Below are 15641 nucleotides of genomic sequence, written 5' to 3'. Positions count from 1 at the left end.
AATGGATAAAAAGTTTATTGTACTTGTGATTGATAGCTTTGGTGTGGGGGAAATGCCCGATGTGGCGGAAGTTCGCCCACAAGATATTGGTGCAAATACTTGTGAGCATATTCTGCAACAAAGCCCGCAATTACATTTGCCGATGCTGGAAAAATTGGGGTTGATGAATGTGCTGGGTAAGTGTTATCCGCCCATGACATTTTCACAAAGTGCGGTTTATGGTACGGCGTTATTGCAACATCAAGGTGGTGATACCTTTATGGGACATCAGGAGATTATGGGAACAAAGCCGAAGCAGCCCTTAATCGCTCCTTTTAGTCAGATTATTGAGCAAGTTGAATGTTGCTTAATAAAACGGGGTTATCAGGTCGAACGTATTATTCATGAGGGATTAGCGCTGCTGTGGGTGAATTGCCACATTGCGATCGGCGACAATTTAGAGGCGGATTTGGGGCAGGTCTATAATATTACCGGCAATATTAGTGCGGTCGGCTTTGATACCATTCTTGACATTGGCAGAGCGGTACGAAAAATTGCCAAAGTTGGGCGGGTGATTGCATTTGGCGGTTTATTGCAAGATAGCAGAGCTATTCTCGCGGCAATTGAGACGAAACAAGGAAAATATATTGGCGTGAATGCGCCAAAATCAGGCGCGTATGACAGTGGGTTTCAAGTTGCGCATCTTGGTTATGGCGTTGAGGCGAAAGCACAGGTTCCATATCTGTTACGGCAACAAGGCATTCCGACGGTATTAATCGGTAAAGTCGCTGATATTGTTGAAAATAGCGGGGGTATCAATTATAGGCAATTGGTTGATTCGGATGAAATCCTCGCTTTCACCCTAAAACATGTGCAACAGCGTGGCAGTTGTTTTATCTGTACCAATATTCAAGAAACGGATCTGGCAGGACACGCACAAAATGTGGCGCGCTATGCGGATCGCTTACAAGTGGTCGATCATTGGCTTGAGAAAATTATGGCTGCGATGAAGCCACAGGATTATCTCGTGGTATTGGCGGATCACGGCAATGATCCGACTATCGGGCATAGCCGGCATACCCGGGAAAAAGTACCGCTATTGCTTTATCGACAGCAGCAACAAGGGCATTACCTTGGTGAACGTGCAACATTATCTGATGTCGGTGCGTCGGCATGTGATTTTTTTGCAGCGCAAACCACGGAAAATGGAACATCATTCCTTATCGATTGCGTGCAATCAGGAGGCTAAATGAAAATTGTAGTAGGTGGACAAATTGAAAAAGAGGCATTGGCAGTAGCATTAGCCGATGAATTCATGAAACAAGGACGAGTTGTTGAAATTGCCGTGTTGAATGATATCGAAGCGGCAATGGCAATTCAGTCCGGCAACGCTGATTACTATTTTGGGGCTTGTAATACCGGTGGCGGCGGCGCTTTAGCCATGGCGATTGCTATTCTAGGGGCCGGGCGTTGTGCCACATTGGGTATGCCCGGCAAAATCTTATCAGATAGTGAAATTGCAGAAGCGGTACATTCAGGCAAAGTCGCATTTGGTTTTACGGCACAGGATATTGGCGGTATTGTGCCCCTTGTGGTCAGCTTGTTAGTTGCAAAAAACGGGGCATGATAATGAACGAAAGAGACAAATATTGACATTCAGGTTTGTGGTCATGTCCTGATAATCAATTCTGTCTTTCAGACCGGAGTTGAAGGAGTAACCTATGGAAATTTTAACTAAATTAATGGAAATTCCATTACAGCATTTGATATTGATGGCGGTTATCGGGGCAATTTCCGCTATGATGGCAAATCGCAGTATTGCGGTTTTTCACGACGGATTACGTCCGTTAGTACCTGAATACGTCGAAGGGCGAATGAGCAGAAAAGCCCTTGCAGCGACCAGTTTTGCACTCAGTTTTGGTTTGGTGATTGGCTTTGGCATTCCCTTTTCGCTTACTGCACCGATCATTCTGGTTCATAGCTTGTTATTGGGTACAGATGTTATCGGAACATGGACACCGGACAATCGCAAAGGATTTATCCTTTCCGGGGTTTTAGGCGCAATATATGCACTTGGATTAATGGTCGGTTTAAAATCGGTAGTGGAATTGTTTGCGATGATGCCGGTGAATTTTATTAGCTCCCTGAGTAAAGTCGGTGATCCGATTATTGCCTGTTTTGCTATTTTCCCGGCATTGGTTGTGTCTTATCAATATGGTTATAAAAAGGGCATTTGGGTTTTAATTGCTACTATTATCGGTTATGCCTTAACCAAATCATTTGGTGAAATTCAGTTTAGCGATGAAACCTTGAAGCCGGTGAAAATCGATCCGAACGGGGTGGCGTTGCTCTTTTCAATGATTGCGATGTTTTATTTTGCAATGCGTGAAAAAGCAAAACCTTTGGCGGACGGCGAAAAAGGCAGTAATGAAATGTTACTGGGTTTATTCTCTGAACGTGTAAAACGTATTCAAAAAAATTGGTTGCTTCTTTCATTAAGCGGTGGTTTAACCGCAGTGGCGGCAACCATGTCATTCAGCTTATTAGCCGAAGGTCCGGTGTCGCTACAATTAATGGCGCAAGATCAGCAAACCAGCGCAACCTTAGTTTCATTGGCAAGGGCGATCGGCTTTATTCCGCTTGTCGGCACAACGGCAATCGCAACCGGCGTTTATTCTCCTGACGGTATGAAATTTGTTTTTGTGGCAGGGTTGGCGTTAGATAATCCGATTTTAGCCTTTATTGCCGGTGTGGTGATTATGTTGGCAGAAGTGCGGTTTTTAGCGCAACTTGCGTTGTGGTTAGATAAATATCCCGGCGTAAAAGCCTGTGGCGATCATATCCGTACCGCCATTACCAAAATGCTCGAAGTATCTTTGTTGGTCGGCGGTATGATCGCGTCCAATGCGATTTTGCCGGGCATGGGCTTTATGATTGTTGCCGGAATTTACTTGCTTAACCGCACGTCAAAACGTCCTTTGGTCGAGATGGCAATTGGACCGGTCGCCACGATTATTGTTGGAATTGTTGCCAATGTCTTAAGCCTCGTTGGATTGTAATAAGGGGGAGATAATGGGCTACACCTTAATGCACGAACACATTTATTTGGATTTATCGAAAGTCAAAAATAATGATGATTGTCTGTTAGACCGTTTTGAGTTAATGATTGAAGAGTTTAACTATCTGAAAACACTCGGAGTTGAGCGTATTGTTGATGTTACCAATATCGGCATGGGGCGAAATATTCCGTATGTGGAACAGATTCAGCAGCAAAGCGGTCTTGAGATTGTTTCTGCAACCGGTTGTTATAAAGCCCCGTTTTTGCCTGATTGGTTTTATCGGCAAACCACCGAGCAAATTGCTCAACGCTTTATCGATGAAATTGAGCAAGGCATTGAAAATAGCGGGCGTAAAGCCGGTATTATCGGTGAAGTGGGAAGTGGATTTGAGCGGATTAGTCCCGATGAATACCGTTTATTACAAGCGGCCGCACTTGCGGCGCTGGCTACCGGTAAATGCGTGACAACGCACACATCATTAGGGCGCTTCGGCGAGGAACAATTAGATTTATTCGTGCAAATGGGGCTGAGTTCAGAACGTGTTATCATCGGGCATACCGATTTAGCCGGTGATCGGGATTATTTATTCCGTTTGTTAGACCGGGGGGCTTATGTTGAATTCGATACGATTGGAAAGTTAAATTATCAGTCGGACGAACTTAGGGCTGATTTATTCAGTCAGGCTGTCAAGTGCGGTTATCGGCAACAATTATTACTTTCAATGGATATCACGCGCAAGTCGCATTTGAGAGCAAATGGGGGCATTGGTTATGCTTATTTGTTCGAACGGTTTATCCCGTTATTATTTGAACGCGGGGTGGCGGAAGCGGATATTGAAATTATTTTACAGCACAATCCAAACCGTATTTTGCAATAGAACAGCAATAAATTGAGGGAGGATAGTAAATGAAAACATTTCCGCTTCAAAGCCTGACGTTATCCCAAGCGATGCAAAAGCAGTTTGATTTGGTTGCGGCAATTACACGGCATTTTACCGACGGTGAATTTTTACTTGGGGCCGATCTCGGATTAAAGTGCGGTTTTAATCAACCGAGAACCACCTTTCTTGTTGAAAAAGCGATAGCCGACTTTTTTCAAGCCGAAGCGGCGGTTTTAGTACAGGGTGCCGGTAGCGGCGCAATCCGAGAAGGCTTAGCCGCATTATTAAAAGCCAACCAACGGATTTTAATCCACACGGCGCCGATTTATCCAACGACGAAAACCACGTTTGAACGGATGGGATTAGAGGTTGTTGAGGCTGATTTTAATCAGCTTGATCAGTTTCAAACGGCATTGGAATATTTCAAACCGCATGCCGTGTTGGTTCAGCATACACGGCAACAACCACAGGACCGTTTTGATTTGGCGCAGATCCTGACATTTTGTCAGGAAAAAAAGATTCCGACCTTGGTTGATGATAATTATGCAGTGATGAAAGTGATGAATATTGGCTGTGAATTAGGAGCAACCCTGTCCACATTTTCCAGTTTTAAATTATTCGGACCGGAAGGTGTCGGCGTTGTTGTCGGCGATTCAGCCGCAATCACAAAAATTCGGCAATCGCACTATTCAGGCGGTTGTCAAATTCAGGGGCATTTGGCTATGGAAGTATTGCGAGGCTTGGTTTTTGCGCCGGTGATGCAAGCGGTTCAGGCACAGGTCAATGACGAATTGGTTGCACGGCTTAATAACGGGGTTATTCCACAAGTAAAATCGGCATTTTTAGTCAATGCGCAATCAAAAGTATTGATTGTCGAATTTTTTGATGAAATTGCTGAACAGGTATTACAAATTGCGACTCGGTTCGGCGCCCTGCCTTATCCTGTCGGTGCGGAATCAAAATATGAAGTTCCGCCATTGTTTTATCGGGTTTCCGGCACTTTCCGCCAATCCGATCCTTCGTTAGAAAAACGAATGATCCGAATTAACCCGAATCGTGCCGGAGCAGAAACCGTATTAACGATTTTAAAACAGAGCTTATCGGCGTTGTCGGTATAAAATAGACTTCAATTAAATTGAAAATCTGTTATCTTTATCGCTAAAATTTAGGCTGAAACCGCACTTTTATAGTAAAAGTGCGGTTTGTTCTATTTTGTTGCAAGGAATGACTATGACCAAAGAAACCATTGTTGCCCAAGCCACTGCGCCCGGGCGGGGCGGAATCGGGATTCTGCGTGTTTCGGGGCCGAGAGCGGTTGAGGTGGCGCAGGCGGTGTTGGGCAAATGCCCGAAGCCGAGAGTGGCGGATTATCTGCCGTTTAAAGACAGCGACGGTACGATTTTAGATCAGGGCATTGCGCTGTATTTTCAATCGCCCAATTCATTCACCGGCGAAGATGTGTTGGAGCTGCAAGGGCATGGCGGGCAGGTGGTGTTGGATCTGCTGCTGAAACGCATTTTGCAGTTGGGCGGCATTCGCATTGCACGCCCGGGCGAGTTTTCCGAACAGGCGTTTTTAAATGATAAACTGGATTTGGCTCAGGCGGAAGCGATTGCCGATTTAATCGACGCCTGCTCGGAACAGGCGGCACGTTCGGCGTTGAAATCGTTGCAAGGGGAATTTTCCAATAAAGTCAATCAATTGGTTGATGCGGTGATTTACCTGCGTACCTACGTTGAAGCGGCGATTGATTTTCCCGATGAAGAAATTGATTTTCTCGCCGACGGCGTGGTCGAAGGACATCTGAATCAAATTATTCAGCAATTAAACGGGGTGCAAGCGGAAGCGAAGCAAGGCTCGCTGTTGCGAGAAGGCATGAAAGTGGTGATCGCAGGGCGCCCGAATGCCGGCAAATCCAGTTTGCTGAATGCCCTTGCCGGACGCGAGGCGGCGATTGTAACCGATATTGCGGGCACAACCCGTGATGTGTTGCGTGAACATATCCATATTGACGGTATGCCGCTGCACATTATCGATACCGCCGGGCTGCGCGAAGCAACCGATGAAGTGGAACGGATTGGGATTGATCGCGCTTGGACGGAAATTGAACAGGCGGATCATGTGTTGCTGATGATAGACAGTACCACCACGCAGGAACTGAATCCGCATAAAATTTGGGCGGAATTTATCGAACGTTTGCCAAGCACAATGCCGATCACCGTGATTCGCAATAAAGCCGATTTGAGCGGCGAAGCGGAAGGGGTTGAACAACACGACGGTTACACCATTATCCGCTTGTCGGCAAAAACCAAGTGCGGTATTGACTTGTTGCGCGATCACCTGAAACAGTCAATGGGCTATCAAACCGTGACCGAAGGCGGCTTCTTGGCTCGCCGTCGCCATTTGGAAGCCTTGTCTGCGGCAAGTGAACACTTACAACGCGGGCATATCCAACTGACCCAATTTCACGCCGGGGAGTTGTTGGCGGAGGAGCTGCGCATGGTGCAAGACGCTTTAAGCGAAATCACCGGACAATTCACCTCCGATGATTTGCTGAGCAATATTTTCAGTTCGTTTTGTATCGGTAAATAACGCGCTTGCAAACTAACTTGGAGGAGGAACCATGCTGACATTCAGACAGGCGGCCATGGCGGATATTGATCGCTGCTTTGCCATTGAAGCGAGCGCTTATGCGGCAGATGAAGCTGCGACGCGTGAAAAGATTGCACTCCGGATCGCACAATATCCTGATGGTTTTCTATTGATGGAAACGGAGAATGGGATTATCGGTTTTATTAATAGCGGGTGTGCCGAAGAGGTGGTGATGTCCGATGAGCAGTTTAAACAGTTGATCGGGCATGATCCGGCGGCGCCGAACGTGGTGATTATGTCGGTGGCGGTGGATCCGTGCTATCAGGGTCGCGGTTATGCGGCGCGCTTAATGCGGCAGTTTATCGAGCTTATGCGCAGCCGGCGAAAACGGGCGATTTATCTGATGTGTAAAGCGCAATATATCACGTTCTATGAAAAATTCGGTTACCGCTACCTCAAACCGTCAGCCTTCAAGCACGGTGGTGTACTATGGCATGAAATGCTGTTAGCGCTTTAGCCGAGGGCAAAAGCATTGGCGGAAAAATTCCTCTTAGTGAGAATTGAAATCATCTGAAAGTTTTGTTATGGTCAATTTCTTTCCATTTCAAGAGATTTTTCCATGCAAGTCTTACGCAAATTAAATCATTTTATCAGCAAAACCTTCGCCGTTTGGGTGTTGTTATTCGCTTTTTTGGCTTTCCAATTTCCCGCATATTTTGTCCCTTTTGTCGCCTATATTCCGTATTTATTGGGAATCGTGATGTTTGGCATGGGAATTACGCTGACTTTTAACGATTTCGGCGAAGTGGTGCGCCATCCGAAATCGGTTGTCATCGGCGTGCTCGGTCAGTTTGTGATTATGCCGGCGATCGCTTTCGGTTTGGCAAAAGGCTTTGCCTTGCCGACCGATTTGGCGATTGGCGTGATTTTGGTCGGTTCCTGTCCGGGCGGTACTTCGTCCAATGTGATGACCTATCTGGCGCGCGGCAATACCGCACTTTCGGTCGCTTGCACCACGGTTTCAACCCTGCTTGCCCCGATTTTAACGCCAGCGGTGTTTTATGTTTTGGCAAGCCAGTGGCTGGATATTGATGCCGGCGCGATGTTTGTGTCAGTGTTGAAAATGGTACTGTTCCCGATTTTCTTGGGCTTGGTGGTGCGTGCATTGTTCAAAAAGCAAATGGCGCAACTGAGTCAAAGTATGCCGTTGTTGTCCGTGATTGCGATTGTGTTGATTTTGTCGGCGGTGGTGGCGGTCAGCAAAGATAAAATTATCGAATCGGGGTTGATTATTTTTGGGATCGTGGTGCTGCACAACGGGTTAGGCTACTTGATTGGCTTCTTCGCCGCCAAATTGTTCAAGCTCAGCACTTATGACAGCAAAGCGGTTTCGATTGAAGTCGGTATGCAAAATTCCGGTTTGGGGGCGGCGTTAGCCAATGCGCATTTTAATCCGCTGGCGGCGGTACCAAGTGCGGTCTTCAGCTTTTGGCATAATGTTTCCGGTCCGATTTTGGCGACATTTTTCGCCGCGTTAAAAGAGAAAAAAGCCAACGTAGACGCAAAATGAAACTATTGATTTCCAACCAACACGGCGCAATCGTGATGGCGCTGTTGCCGTTTTTATACGGCATGCTGTCATCACCGACGGTCATTTGGCAGCACGCTTTTTTGTTATTGGCGTGGGCGTGTTTGTACCTGTTCACTTATCCGTTTTTTAATCTGTTTAAAGGGCGGAATTTGGCACAAAACCGCACTTGGGCGATCGGTTACGGGCTGACCGCACTTTTATTTTCTGTTCCCGCATTATGGCATAATTGGCAATTGCTCTATTTTTTATTGGCAATGCTGCCGTTTGCTTTGTTGACGGTTTATTACGTCAAACAAAAAAACGAGCGCGCGTTGGGCAATGATTTGGCGGCGATCGTCATTTTCGGTATTGCCGGCATGGCGGCGTATTATTTTGCCGACCGCACTTTTGATCCGCAACTCGCACGGGTTTTCCTTTATCCGAGTTTGTTTTTTGTCGGCACGACGCTGTATGTCAAAAGCATTCTGCGCGAGCGCAAAGATCCGCGTTATCTACAAGCCTCGATCATTTTTCATGTATTGTGTGTGTTGTTAATCGCGTATTTTGATTGGCAAACCGCACTTTGCTTTGTCCCCGCCTTGCTGCGCGCCGTCATCGTCCCGTTATGGGTAATGCCGCGTAAACGGCTGAATCCGAAGCAAGTCGGGCTGATTGAAATGGGGATTTCTTTTTTGTTTTTATTTGGATTGTTGTTAGTCGGGTGATTGGGTAAAGTGCGGTGTAAACGGCACTTCAGGCTGATGACAAAGTCTCTTTTCTCATAATTTCCCTCCCTCCGTATACGGAGGGATGTGTCCGAAGGATGGAGGGAGGCATAAATCAGTTTAAAAATGAATATGTTGCATGTTCATATTACCCCTCCCTCCCCATTTTTCTTACGAAAAATGGTACTCCCTCCGCATGCGGAGGAAGAGAAGTCAGTTTGTCAGCAATCTAAAGTGCGGTTTACACCGCACTTGATGTCATCAATAACCGCTTAAATCACCGGCTCGACTTGCATATTGCCTTTAATTTGGCAACTGCACGCCAGCACATAACCTTGTGCGATTTCTTGCGCCGTTAACGGACCGGTGGTGCTGGTTTCATATTCGCCTTGTAGCACTTTGGTTTTGCATGAACCGCAAATACCGGTGCGGCAGGCGGCGATTACCGGAATGTTATTCTCTTCCAATGCGCTTAATAATGAAATGCCAAACGGTACGGAAACGGTTTGCTCGCCGATAATGCCGTACACGGTTAAACCGACTTGCTTGCTGTTGTCGCTCATGCAAACTTCGGTCGAAGAGTGGAACTGTTCGAGGAAGAAGCGCTCTTGCGGCACGCCGAGTTGCTCGCTGATGTCGCGAATGTGCTGCATATAGCTTTCCGGGCCGCAGGTTAATACGGTGCAATCGGCGATATTCGGCACGAGTTCTTGCAGCATTTGTTGTGAAATCCGTCCGGCGTAGAAGCCTTCGCTTGCCCCTTGCGACGAGTTCATATACAGCTTTAAGTGCGGATATTGCGCTTTCAACTGTTCCCACTCGCGTTTAAAAATCACGTCTTTCGGCGAATGGACGCTGTAGAACACGGTTAAATTGGCGTGCGGACGATTGACGCATAACCAACGCACCATTGACATAATCGGCGTGATACCGCAACCACCGGCAACCAGCAGATAATTGTCGCTGACAATTTTCGAGCAGGTGAAATCGCCTTTCGGATCAGACAGCCACAGGGTATCGCCGACGTTGACATCACGCGTCAGCCACGTCGAGCCGACCCCGTTTTCAATCCGGCGCACGGTTAAGGTGACATAGCGGCTTAAACCGGGCGTGGAGGAGAGGGTATAGGCGCGGGCGATGTCCGGCGTGTTTTTAATGCTGACCAAGGCATATTGCCCCGGTTCGTAGGGGTAAAAATCTTGTGCAATCAGTTCGAGGGTATAAACATCGTCGGTTTCCTGTACGATGTTGTTCACCATCATCTCATTGATACAAAAAGCATTTGGGTTTGACATAGTGAAATCCTGAAACAGAAAAGTGCGGTCAAGTCGACGCTGACCGCACTTGGGATTAAATCATGATGAAATTAGCGGGCTAAGGCTTGTTGCATATCTTGTTGCGGGTTGGTTAAACCGCGCAGACCGAATTTTTCATTCAGAATCGCCAGCAAATTATCGTTCAAGAATGCCGGGGCGGTCGGGCCGGTGTAAATGTCTTTCACGCCCAAGGCAAGCAGGGTTAATAAAATCACAATCGCTTTTTGTTCGAACCAAGACAGAACCAAGGTCAGCGGCAAATCGTTGACGCCGCAGCCCAATTTTTCCGCCAAGTTCACCGCCAGCATAATTGCCGAATAGGCGTCGTTACATTGACCGACATCGAGCAAGCGCGGTAAGCCGCCTTCCAAGGTGCCGAATTCCATTTTGTTGAAGCGGTATTTACCACAGCCTAAGGTTAAGACCACGCAATCTTCCGGCACATTGCGCGCAAATTCGGTGTAGTAGCTGCGTTCGCCCACGCTGCCGTCGCAGCCGCCGACCAAGAACACATGGCGTAATTTTTTCTCGGCAACCAAGTTAATCACTGCGTCAGACGCGTCCAACAGGGTTTGGCGACCGAAACCGACGGTGATGTTGTGTTCGATTTCACTGTAAGGGAAGCCCGTCATGGCTTGCGCTTTGGCGATCACTTCGCTGAAATCGCGATCGTCCAAGTGGCGCACGCCCGGCCAGCCGACGATACTGCGGGTGTAGATCCGATCCGCATAGTTACCGACATTCGGGTCGATAATGCAGTTGGAGGTCATGATCACCGGCCCCGGGAATTTGGCGAATTCACGTTGTTGATTCTGCCAACCGCCGCCGTAGTTGCCGACCAAATGGCGGTATTTTTTCAGTTCGGGATAACCGTGCGCCGGCAACATTTCGCCGTGGGTGTAAACGTTAATCCCGGTGCCTTCGGTTTGTTCCAACAAGGCTTTTAAGTCTTTCAAATCGTGACCGGAAATCAGAATACATTTACCGGCAATCGGTTTGACGTTGACGCTGGACGGCGTCGGGTTGCCGAAGGCGGCGGTTTCGCCTTTGTCCAATAGCCCCATCACGCTGAAATTCATGGTGCCGATACCGAGTGCATTTTTCAGCAGGGTGTCGATGTCGGTCGGTTGCGTGCCCAACCATGACATATATTGGTGGAATTCCAGATAGACTTGGTTGTCAAATTGCCCTAAGACATGGGCGTGTTCCATATAAGCGGCGGCGCCTTTTAAGCCGTATAAACACAGCATTCTTAAGCCGTGCACTTCTTCGCTGATGTCGTCAATGTCTTTATTTAAGGCGAAGTCTTCCGCTTGTTTCGTCAAGGCGGCAATATCGCTGCCGTTTAGGGTTAAATGCGCCAGCGGGTGATCGCTGTCGGTGCTCGGGTTCACCGCACGGCAACATTGGATCAGTTGATCACGATAGGCTTGCGCTTGTTGTGCATATTCAACAATCCGTTGCGAATCAAAGTTGACGTTGGTTAGAGTGGAGAAAAACGCTTGCGCGGTGAACGCATCAATTTCATTGTCGATAATCGCCAGTTCGCGCGCCTTAATTGCCCAAGTGGACAGGCTGTGCAGAACCGCGATTAATAAATCTTGCAGATCGGAGGTTTCCGCGGTCTTTCCGCACATACCTTGCGAGTAGCTGCAACCGTTGCCGACAGGGGTTTTCATGGTTTGTTCGCATTGAATGCAATACATCGTTCAAATTCCTTTTAAAGTTGTTTTCGTGATCGAGTAGAGTGAGTAGAGTAACTTCGCTGTTAATTGATTTAACAGGCGTATCATAAAAGGAATGGTTTAATAAAAGAAGTATTTATTATACCCATTTAAGGTTTTTTTGATTTAGATCGTATTTTGCTTTTAATGAGAATAAATACAATGGGGGAGAGATCAAAATATGCAGTGGAAAACCAACCAAGGCAGGCAGATAAAAAAACATACTGATACTTTGCAATATCAGTATGTTTTATGTGTTCGAAGTGCGGTTTATTGTGCGCTTGGTGCGAGTACGTTCGGAACTGTCAATTCCAAATCACCGCTCGGCACCGGAATTTCAGGGAAGGTTTTGCCTTCGCCTTGTTTGATTAAATCGGCAATTTTAGCCGCCGGCTCGGTCAGCCCCATCGCTTGATAGGATTTTTCCAACAACGGCAAGGCTTCATGGGTCGCTTGGCTGTCCGGATATTTATCTAACAGCCCTAATACCCGGTTAACCGTGGCGACATAAGCCTTGCGTTTGAAATAGAATTCGGCGACACGTTGTTCGTGGCGCGCCAAAGCGCTGCGCAGATAGGTGGCGCGCACCGCGGCGTCGGCAGCATATTGGCTGTTCGGGAAATGTTGTTGCAAGGTTTCGAAGTTATGCAGGGCGTTGGTCAGTGTCAACGGATCGCGCAAAGCGCGGTCGGTGCCGAAGGTTCTTTGCATAAAATGATCACCCAACTCGGTATTGATCAAGCCCGCGAGGTATAAGACGAAATCCAAATGCTGGCTGTTGCTGTGCAAGCGCAGGAAACGTTCGGCATTCGCCAATGCCAAGGTATATTCGGAATCCTTATAATAGGCATAAATCAAACCTAATTGTGCCTGTTCGGCATAAGCACCGAAAGGATAACGGCTGTCAACGGCATCCAGATAGCGGATTGCTTCAGTGTAATTTTCATCTAATAAATAGCTATTGGCTTTGCTGTATAACTCTTCTACCGGTAGATTTTCCACTCCCTTGTCGCCTGAAGAGCAGGCGGTAACAGCAAGTGCGGTCAATAACAGCAAGGCAAGTGATTTTAGTTTATGCATAATATAACAGTCCTAATATAGTGAAAGCTGAGAAATACAGAGACTATGACAACGGTTTTCAGACTAAGTTTGGTTACTTCACTGTAAACTTCAGTTACAATGACAGGCATAATCTTGTTGTGCTTATGTTGCGTTAAGTATTTTAACCATACTGGGCAAATAAGCAAATCAGAATTAAACGGATTCCATTCTTTATGACAAAACAACTACAATTAAGCACGCAAATTCAATTACATCAATTGGGACAACGCTTGGATCAGGCGTTGGCAGAGCGTTTTCCCGACTATTCCCGTTCACGGATTAAAACGTGGATCGAACAAAACAAAGTGCGGGTTAACGGGGAAATCGTCAATAAACCGCGGGAAAAAGTCTTCGGGGATGAGCGGATTGAAATTGATGTGGAAATCGAAGAAGAAAACCGCTTTGTGGCGCAGGATATTGCCTTGAATATCGTATATGAAGACGATGATATTCTGGTGATTAATAAGCCGAAAGATCTGGTGGTGCACCCCGGGGCGGGCAATCCCGACGGCACAGTGCTGAACGCGCTGTTGCACCATTATCCGCAAATTGCCGAAGTGCCGCGCGCCGGGATTGTGCACCGTTTGGATAAAGACACCACCGGTCTTATGGTGGTGGCGAAAACCATTCCGGCGCAAACCCGTTTGGTTTTCGCCTTGCAAAAACGCCGGATTACCCGTGAATATGAAGCGGTGGCGTTCGGGATTATGACTAAAGGCGGTACGGTTGATCAGCCGATGGCGCGCCACGGCACCAAACGCACACAAATGGCGGTGCACCCGATGGGCAAACCGGCGGTAACCCATTATCGGATTATGGAGCGTTTCCGTAACTACACGCGGCTGCGGCTGCGTTTGGAAACCGGGCGCACCCACCAAATTCGGGTGCACATGGCGCATATTGCCCACCCGCTATTAGGCGATCAAGTGTATGGCGGTCGCCCGCGCCCGCCGAAGGGGGCGAGCGAGGCGTTGCTAAGCGTGCTGCGTAATTTCCAACGTCAAGCCTTGCATGCGGTGATGTTGCGTTTGGAACATCCGATCACCGGCGAAGTGATGGAGTGGCACGCGCCGCTGCCGGAGGATTTTGTCGAGCTGGTGAATGCACTGAAGCAAGATTACGAACTGCATAAAGATGAATTGGATTATTAATGGAATTTCTTAAACCCGATTGGAATTTGGCGGATAATATCAAAGCGCTTTCTACGCTGCGCAGTGGCGGGGTGAGCGAACAGCCTTACGCCAGTTTTAACTTGGGCGCTCATGTCGGTGATCTTCCAAGTGCGGTCAGCGCCAACCGCTTACATTTGATCAAAACCGCCGCATTGCCGCAAGCGCCGCTGTACTTGAATCAAATTCACAGCATAGACGTGGTTCGTTTGCCTAGTGACGACCCGGCGCCGAACGCGGATGCGGCTTATACCGATCAAGCCGGGCAAGTGTGTTTGGTGATGACCGCCGATTGTTTACCGGTGCTGTTTGCCTCGGCGCAAGGCAATGAGGTCGCGGCGGCACATGCCGGTTGGCGCGGCTTGTGTGATGGCATTTTAGAAAATACGCTGGCACAGTTTAAGACCGAACCTTCGCAGATTGTGGCGTGGCTTGCCCCGGCAATCGGCGCAAACGCTTTTCAAGTGGGGCCGGAAGTGCGCTCGGCGTTTATGCAACAGGATCCGCAAGCGGCATCGGCATTTAAAACCGATTTGACCTCGCCGCAAAAATATTTCGCCGATTTGTATTTATTGGCGCGGCAACGGCTGCAAAAGTGCGGTCTGCAACAGATTTACGGCGGGGAATATTGCACTGTCAGCGATAAAACGCGCTTTTTTTCCTATCGGCGCGACGGCGTGACCGGACGCATGGCGAGCTTGATTTGGTTTGAATGAAACAACCGAATTTAGATTTGACTTTTTGGGCGGTAGCCCTTATGTTTAACGATGTGTTTTAACAATTGATTTACGATGATTTTCAAAGGAGAAAAACAATGCAACAACGTCTTGTGACTGATGTACGCCGTTCCGAACAATCGGTTTTAGCGACCAACAAAGTATTACGCAATACTTATTTTTTATTAGCGCTGACCGTCACCTTTTCCGCAGTGGTGGCTTATATCTCAATGGCGATGAATCTGCCGTATCCGGGTTTAATCGTGCTGCTAGTCGGCTTCTACGGCTTACTGTTTTTAACCAATAAATTAGCCGACAGCCCATTGGGGATTTTGTCTGCGTTTGCGTTCACCGGTTTTCTCGGCTACACCATCGGGCCGATTTTAAATCTGTATGTGCGCGAAGGTTTAGGCGATGTCGTGGTGTTGGCATTAGGCGGCACGGCGGCGGTATTCTTCGCTTGTTCGGCTTATGTTTTAACCACGAAAAAAGATATGTCGTTTCTAAGCGGAATGATGTTTGCGCTGTTTATTGTGTTGGTTGTCGGCGTGATTGCCAATATTTTCCTGCAAATCCCGGGATTACATTTGGCCATCAGCGCATTGTTTGTGGTGTTTTCAACCGGTGCGATTCTGTATGAAACCAGCAATATCGTTCACGGCGGCGAAACTAACTATATCCGCGCCACCATCGGCATTTATGTCTCGCTGTACAACCTGTTTATCAGCTTATTGAGCCTGATCGGCGCTTCACGCGATTAGTAAATTGTGCCGATAATCACAGTAATCGGTCTAACCATTTTCGTATGCC

Annotated in this window: 15 protein-coding genes; 12 read left to right on the top strand and 3 right to left on the bottom strand. The window is 47.7% G+C overall.

The window, feature by feature from the left end:
* The first annotated feature begins 1 nt into the window (after position 1).
* The 9 genes from ACWA50_RS12870 to ACWA50_RS12830 all read left to right on the top strand — a co-directional run bounded on the left by ACWA50_RS12870 (position 2) and on the right by ACWA50_RS12830 (position 8805).
* Complete coding sequence (locus ACWA50_RS12870) at positions 2–1228, top strand: phosphopentomutase (RefSeq protein WP_431053152.1); 1227 nt, start codon at positions 2–4, stop codon at positions 1226–1228.
* A complete protein-coding gene (locus ACWA50_RS12865) occupies positions 1229–1606 on the top strand; it encodes a DUF2620 domain-containing protein (RefSeq protein ID WP_431053150.1) in 378 nt (125 codons plus the stop codon).
* Positions 1607–1700: 94 nt separating this feature from the next.
* Entirely contained in the window at positions 1701–3038 is a 1338-nt protein-coding gene (locus ACWA50_RS12860; RefSeq protein WP_431053148.1) for a YhfT family protein, read from the top strand.
* 13 nt (positions 3039–3051) lie between these two features.
* On the top strand, positions 3052–3915 hold the full coding sequence (locus ACWA50_RS12855; protein WP_431053146.1) for a phosphotriesterase family protein: 864 nt from the start codon (positions 3052–3054) through the stop codon (positions 3913–3915).
* 29 nt (positions 3916–3944) lie between these two features.
* Entirely contained in the window at positions 3945–5036 is a 1092-nt protein-coding gene (locus tag ACWA50_RS12850) for an aminotransferase class I/II-fold pyridoxal phosphate-dependent enzyme (protein WP_431053144.1), read from the top strand.
* A gap of 112 nt (positions 5037–5148) precedes the next feature.
* Positions 5149–6510 carry a tRNA uridine-5-carboxymethylaminomethyl(34) synthesis GTPase MnmE gene (mnmE, locus tag ACWA50_RS12845; RefSeq protein ID WP_431053142.1) on the top strand — a complete coding sequence of 454 codons (1362 nt, stop codon included), beginning with the start codon at positions 5149–5151 and terminating at the stop codon, positions 6508–6510.
* Positions 6511–6541: 31 nt separating this feature from the next.
* A complete protein-coding gene (locus ACWA50_RS12840) occupies positions 6542–7027 on the top strand; it encodes a GNAT family N-acetyltransferase (protein ID WP_431053140.1) in 486 nt (161 codons plus the stop codon).
* 102 nt (positions 7028–7129) lie between these two features.
* Positions 7130–8080 carry a bile acid:sodium symporter family protein gene (locus ACWA50_RS12835; RefSeq protein ID WP_431053138.1) on the top strand — a complete coding sequence of 317 codons (951 nt, stop codon included), beginning with the start codon at positions 7130–7132 and terminating at the stop codon, positions 8078–8080.
* Positions 8077–8805, top strand: coding sequence for a YwiC-like family protein (locus ACWA50_RS12830; RefSeq protein ID WP_431053136.1), 729 nt, complete (start codon positions 8077–8079; stop codon positions 8803–8805). The genes ACWA50_RS12835 and ACWA50_RS12830 overlap by 4 nt, the downstream gene beginning before the upstream one ends.
* A 272-nt stretch (positions 8806–9077) precedes the next feature.
* On the opposite strand, the gene hcr is transcribed toward ACWA50_RS12830, so the two are convergent.
* The 3 genes from hcr to ACWA50_RS12815 all read right to left on the bottom strand — a co-directional run bounded on the left by hcr (position 9078) and on the right by ACWA50_RS12815 (position 12925).
* Positions 9078–10100, bottom strand: a complete 1023-nt coding sequence (gene hcr / locus ACWA50_RS12825; protein ID WP_431053135.1) for an NADH oxidoreductase — start codon at positions 10098–10100, stop codon at positions 9078–9080.
* A 71-nt stretch (positions 10101–10171) separates the two neighbouring features.
* A complete protein-coding gene (hcp, locus tag ACWA50_RS12820; RefSeq protein WP_431053133.1) occupies positions 10172–11827 on the bottom strand; it encodes a hydroxylamine reductase in 1656 nt (551 codons plus the stop codon).
* Between the two features lie 288 nt (positions 11828–12115).
* The gene (locus ACWA50_RS12815; protein WP_431053131.1) at positions 12116–12925 is read right to left on the bottom strand and encodes an outer membrane protein assembly factor BamD; all 810 of its coding nucleotides are present in this window, start codon (positions 12923–12925) and stop codon (positions 12116–12118) included.
* Positions 12926–13119: 194 nt separating this feature from the next.
* On the opposite strand from ACWA50_RS12815, the gene rluD reads away from it, so the two are divergent.
* The 3 genes from rluD (at position 13120) to ACWA50_RS12800 (ending at position 15592) form a co-directional block, all read left to right on the top strand.
* Complete coding sequence (gene rluD, locus ACWA50_RS12810; protein ID WP_431053129.1) at positions 13120–14097, top strand: 23S rRNA pseudouridine(1911/1915/1917) synthase RluD; 978 nt, start codon at positions 13120–13122, stop codon at positions 14095–14097.
* Positions 14097–14831 carry a peptidoglycan editing factor PgeF gene (gene pgeF, locus ACWA50_RS12805; protein ID WP_431053127.1) on the top strand — a complete coding sequence of 245 codons (735 nt, stop codon included), beginning with the start codon at positions 14097–14099 and terminating at the stop codon, positions 14829–14831. Before rluD ends, pgeF begins: the two co-directional genes overlap by 1 nt.
* 98 nt (positions 14832–14929) lie before the next feature.
* Entirely contained in the window at positions 14930–15592 is a 663-nt protein-coding gene (locus tag ACWA50_RS12800; RefSeq protein ID WP_431053125.1) for a Bax inhibitor-1 family protein, read from the top strand.
* Positions 15593–15641 lie beyond the last annotated feature (49 nt).

Source organism: Testudinibacter sp. P17/SS/0325 (assembly GCF_053570765.1).
Note: the sequence above shows the minus strand (reverse complement) of the source record. Positions and strands in the feature narration are given on the sequence as shown.

Excerpts from the sequence above, each read along its gene's own strand:
- ACWA50_RS12870 (WP_431053152.1), top strand. The coding sequence starts at position 2 with ATGGATAAAAAGTTTATTGTACTTGTGATTGATAGCTTTGGTGTGGGG.
- ACWA50_RS12855 (WP_431053146.1), top strand. The coding sequence starts at position 3,052 with ATGGGCTACACCTTAATGCACGAACACATTTATTTGGATTTATCGAAA.
- pgeF (WP_431053127.1), top strand. The coding sequence starts at position 14,097 with ATGGAATTTCTTAAACCCGATTGGAATTTGGCGGATAATATCAAAGCG.
- ACWA50_RS12835 (WP_431053138.1), top strand. The coding sequence starts at position 7,130 with ATGCAAGTCTTACGCAAATTAAATCATTTTATCAGCAAAACCTTCGCC.
- rluD (WP_431053129.1), top strand. The coding sequence starts at position 13,120 with ATGACAAAACAACTACAATTAAGCACGCAAATTCAATTACATCAATTG.
- ACWA50_RS12860 (WP_431053148.1), top strand. The coding sequence starts at position 1,701 with ATGGAAATTTTAACTAAATTAATGGAAATTCCATTACAGCATTTGATA.
- ACWA50_RS12815 (WP_431053131.1), bottom strand. The coding sequence starts at position 12,925 with ATGCATAAACTAAAATCACTTGCCTTGCTGTTATTGACCGCACTTGCT.
- mnmE (WP_431053142.1), top strand. The coding sequence starts at position 5,149 with ATGACCAAAGAAACCATTGTTGCCCAAGCCACTGCGCCCGGGCGGGGC.
- ACWA50_RS12840 (WP_431053140.1), top strand. The coding sequence starts at position 6,542 with ATGCTGACATTCAGACAGGCGGCCATGGCGGATATTGATCGCTGCTTT.
- ACWA50_RS12850 (WP_431053144.1), top strand. The coding sequence starts at position 3,945 with ATGAAAACATTTCCGCTTCAAAGCCTGACGTTATCCCAAGCGATGCAA.
- ACWA50_RS12865 (WP_431053150.1), top strand. The coding sequence starts at position 1,229 with ATGAAAATTGTAGTAGGTGGACAAATTGAAAAAGAGGCATTGGCAGTA.
- hcp (WP_431053133.1), bottom strand. The coding sequence starts at position 11,827 with ATGTATTGCATTCAATGCGAACAAACCATGAAAACCCCTGTCGGCAAC.
- ACWA50_RS12830 (WP_431053136.1), top strand. The coding sequence starts at position 8,077 with ATGAAACTATTGATTTCCAACCAACACGGCGCAATCGTGATGGCGCTG.
- hcr (WP_431053135.1), bottom strand. The coding sequence starts at position 10,100 with ATGTCAAACCCAAATGCTTTTTGTATCAATGAGATGATGGTGAACAAC.
- ACWA50_RS12800 (WP_431053125.1), top strand. The coding sequence starts at position 14,930 with ATGCAACAACGTCTTGTGACTGATGTACGCCGTTCCGAACAATCGGTT.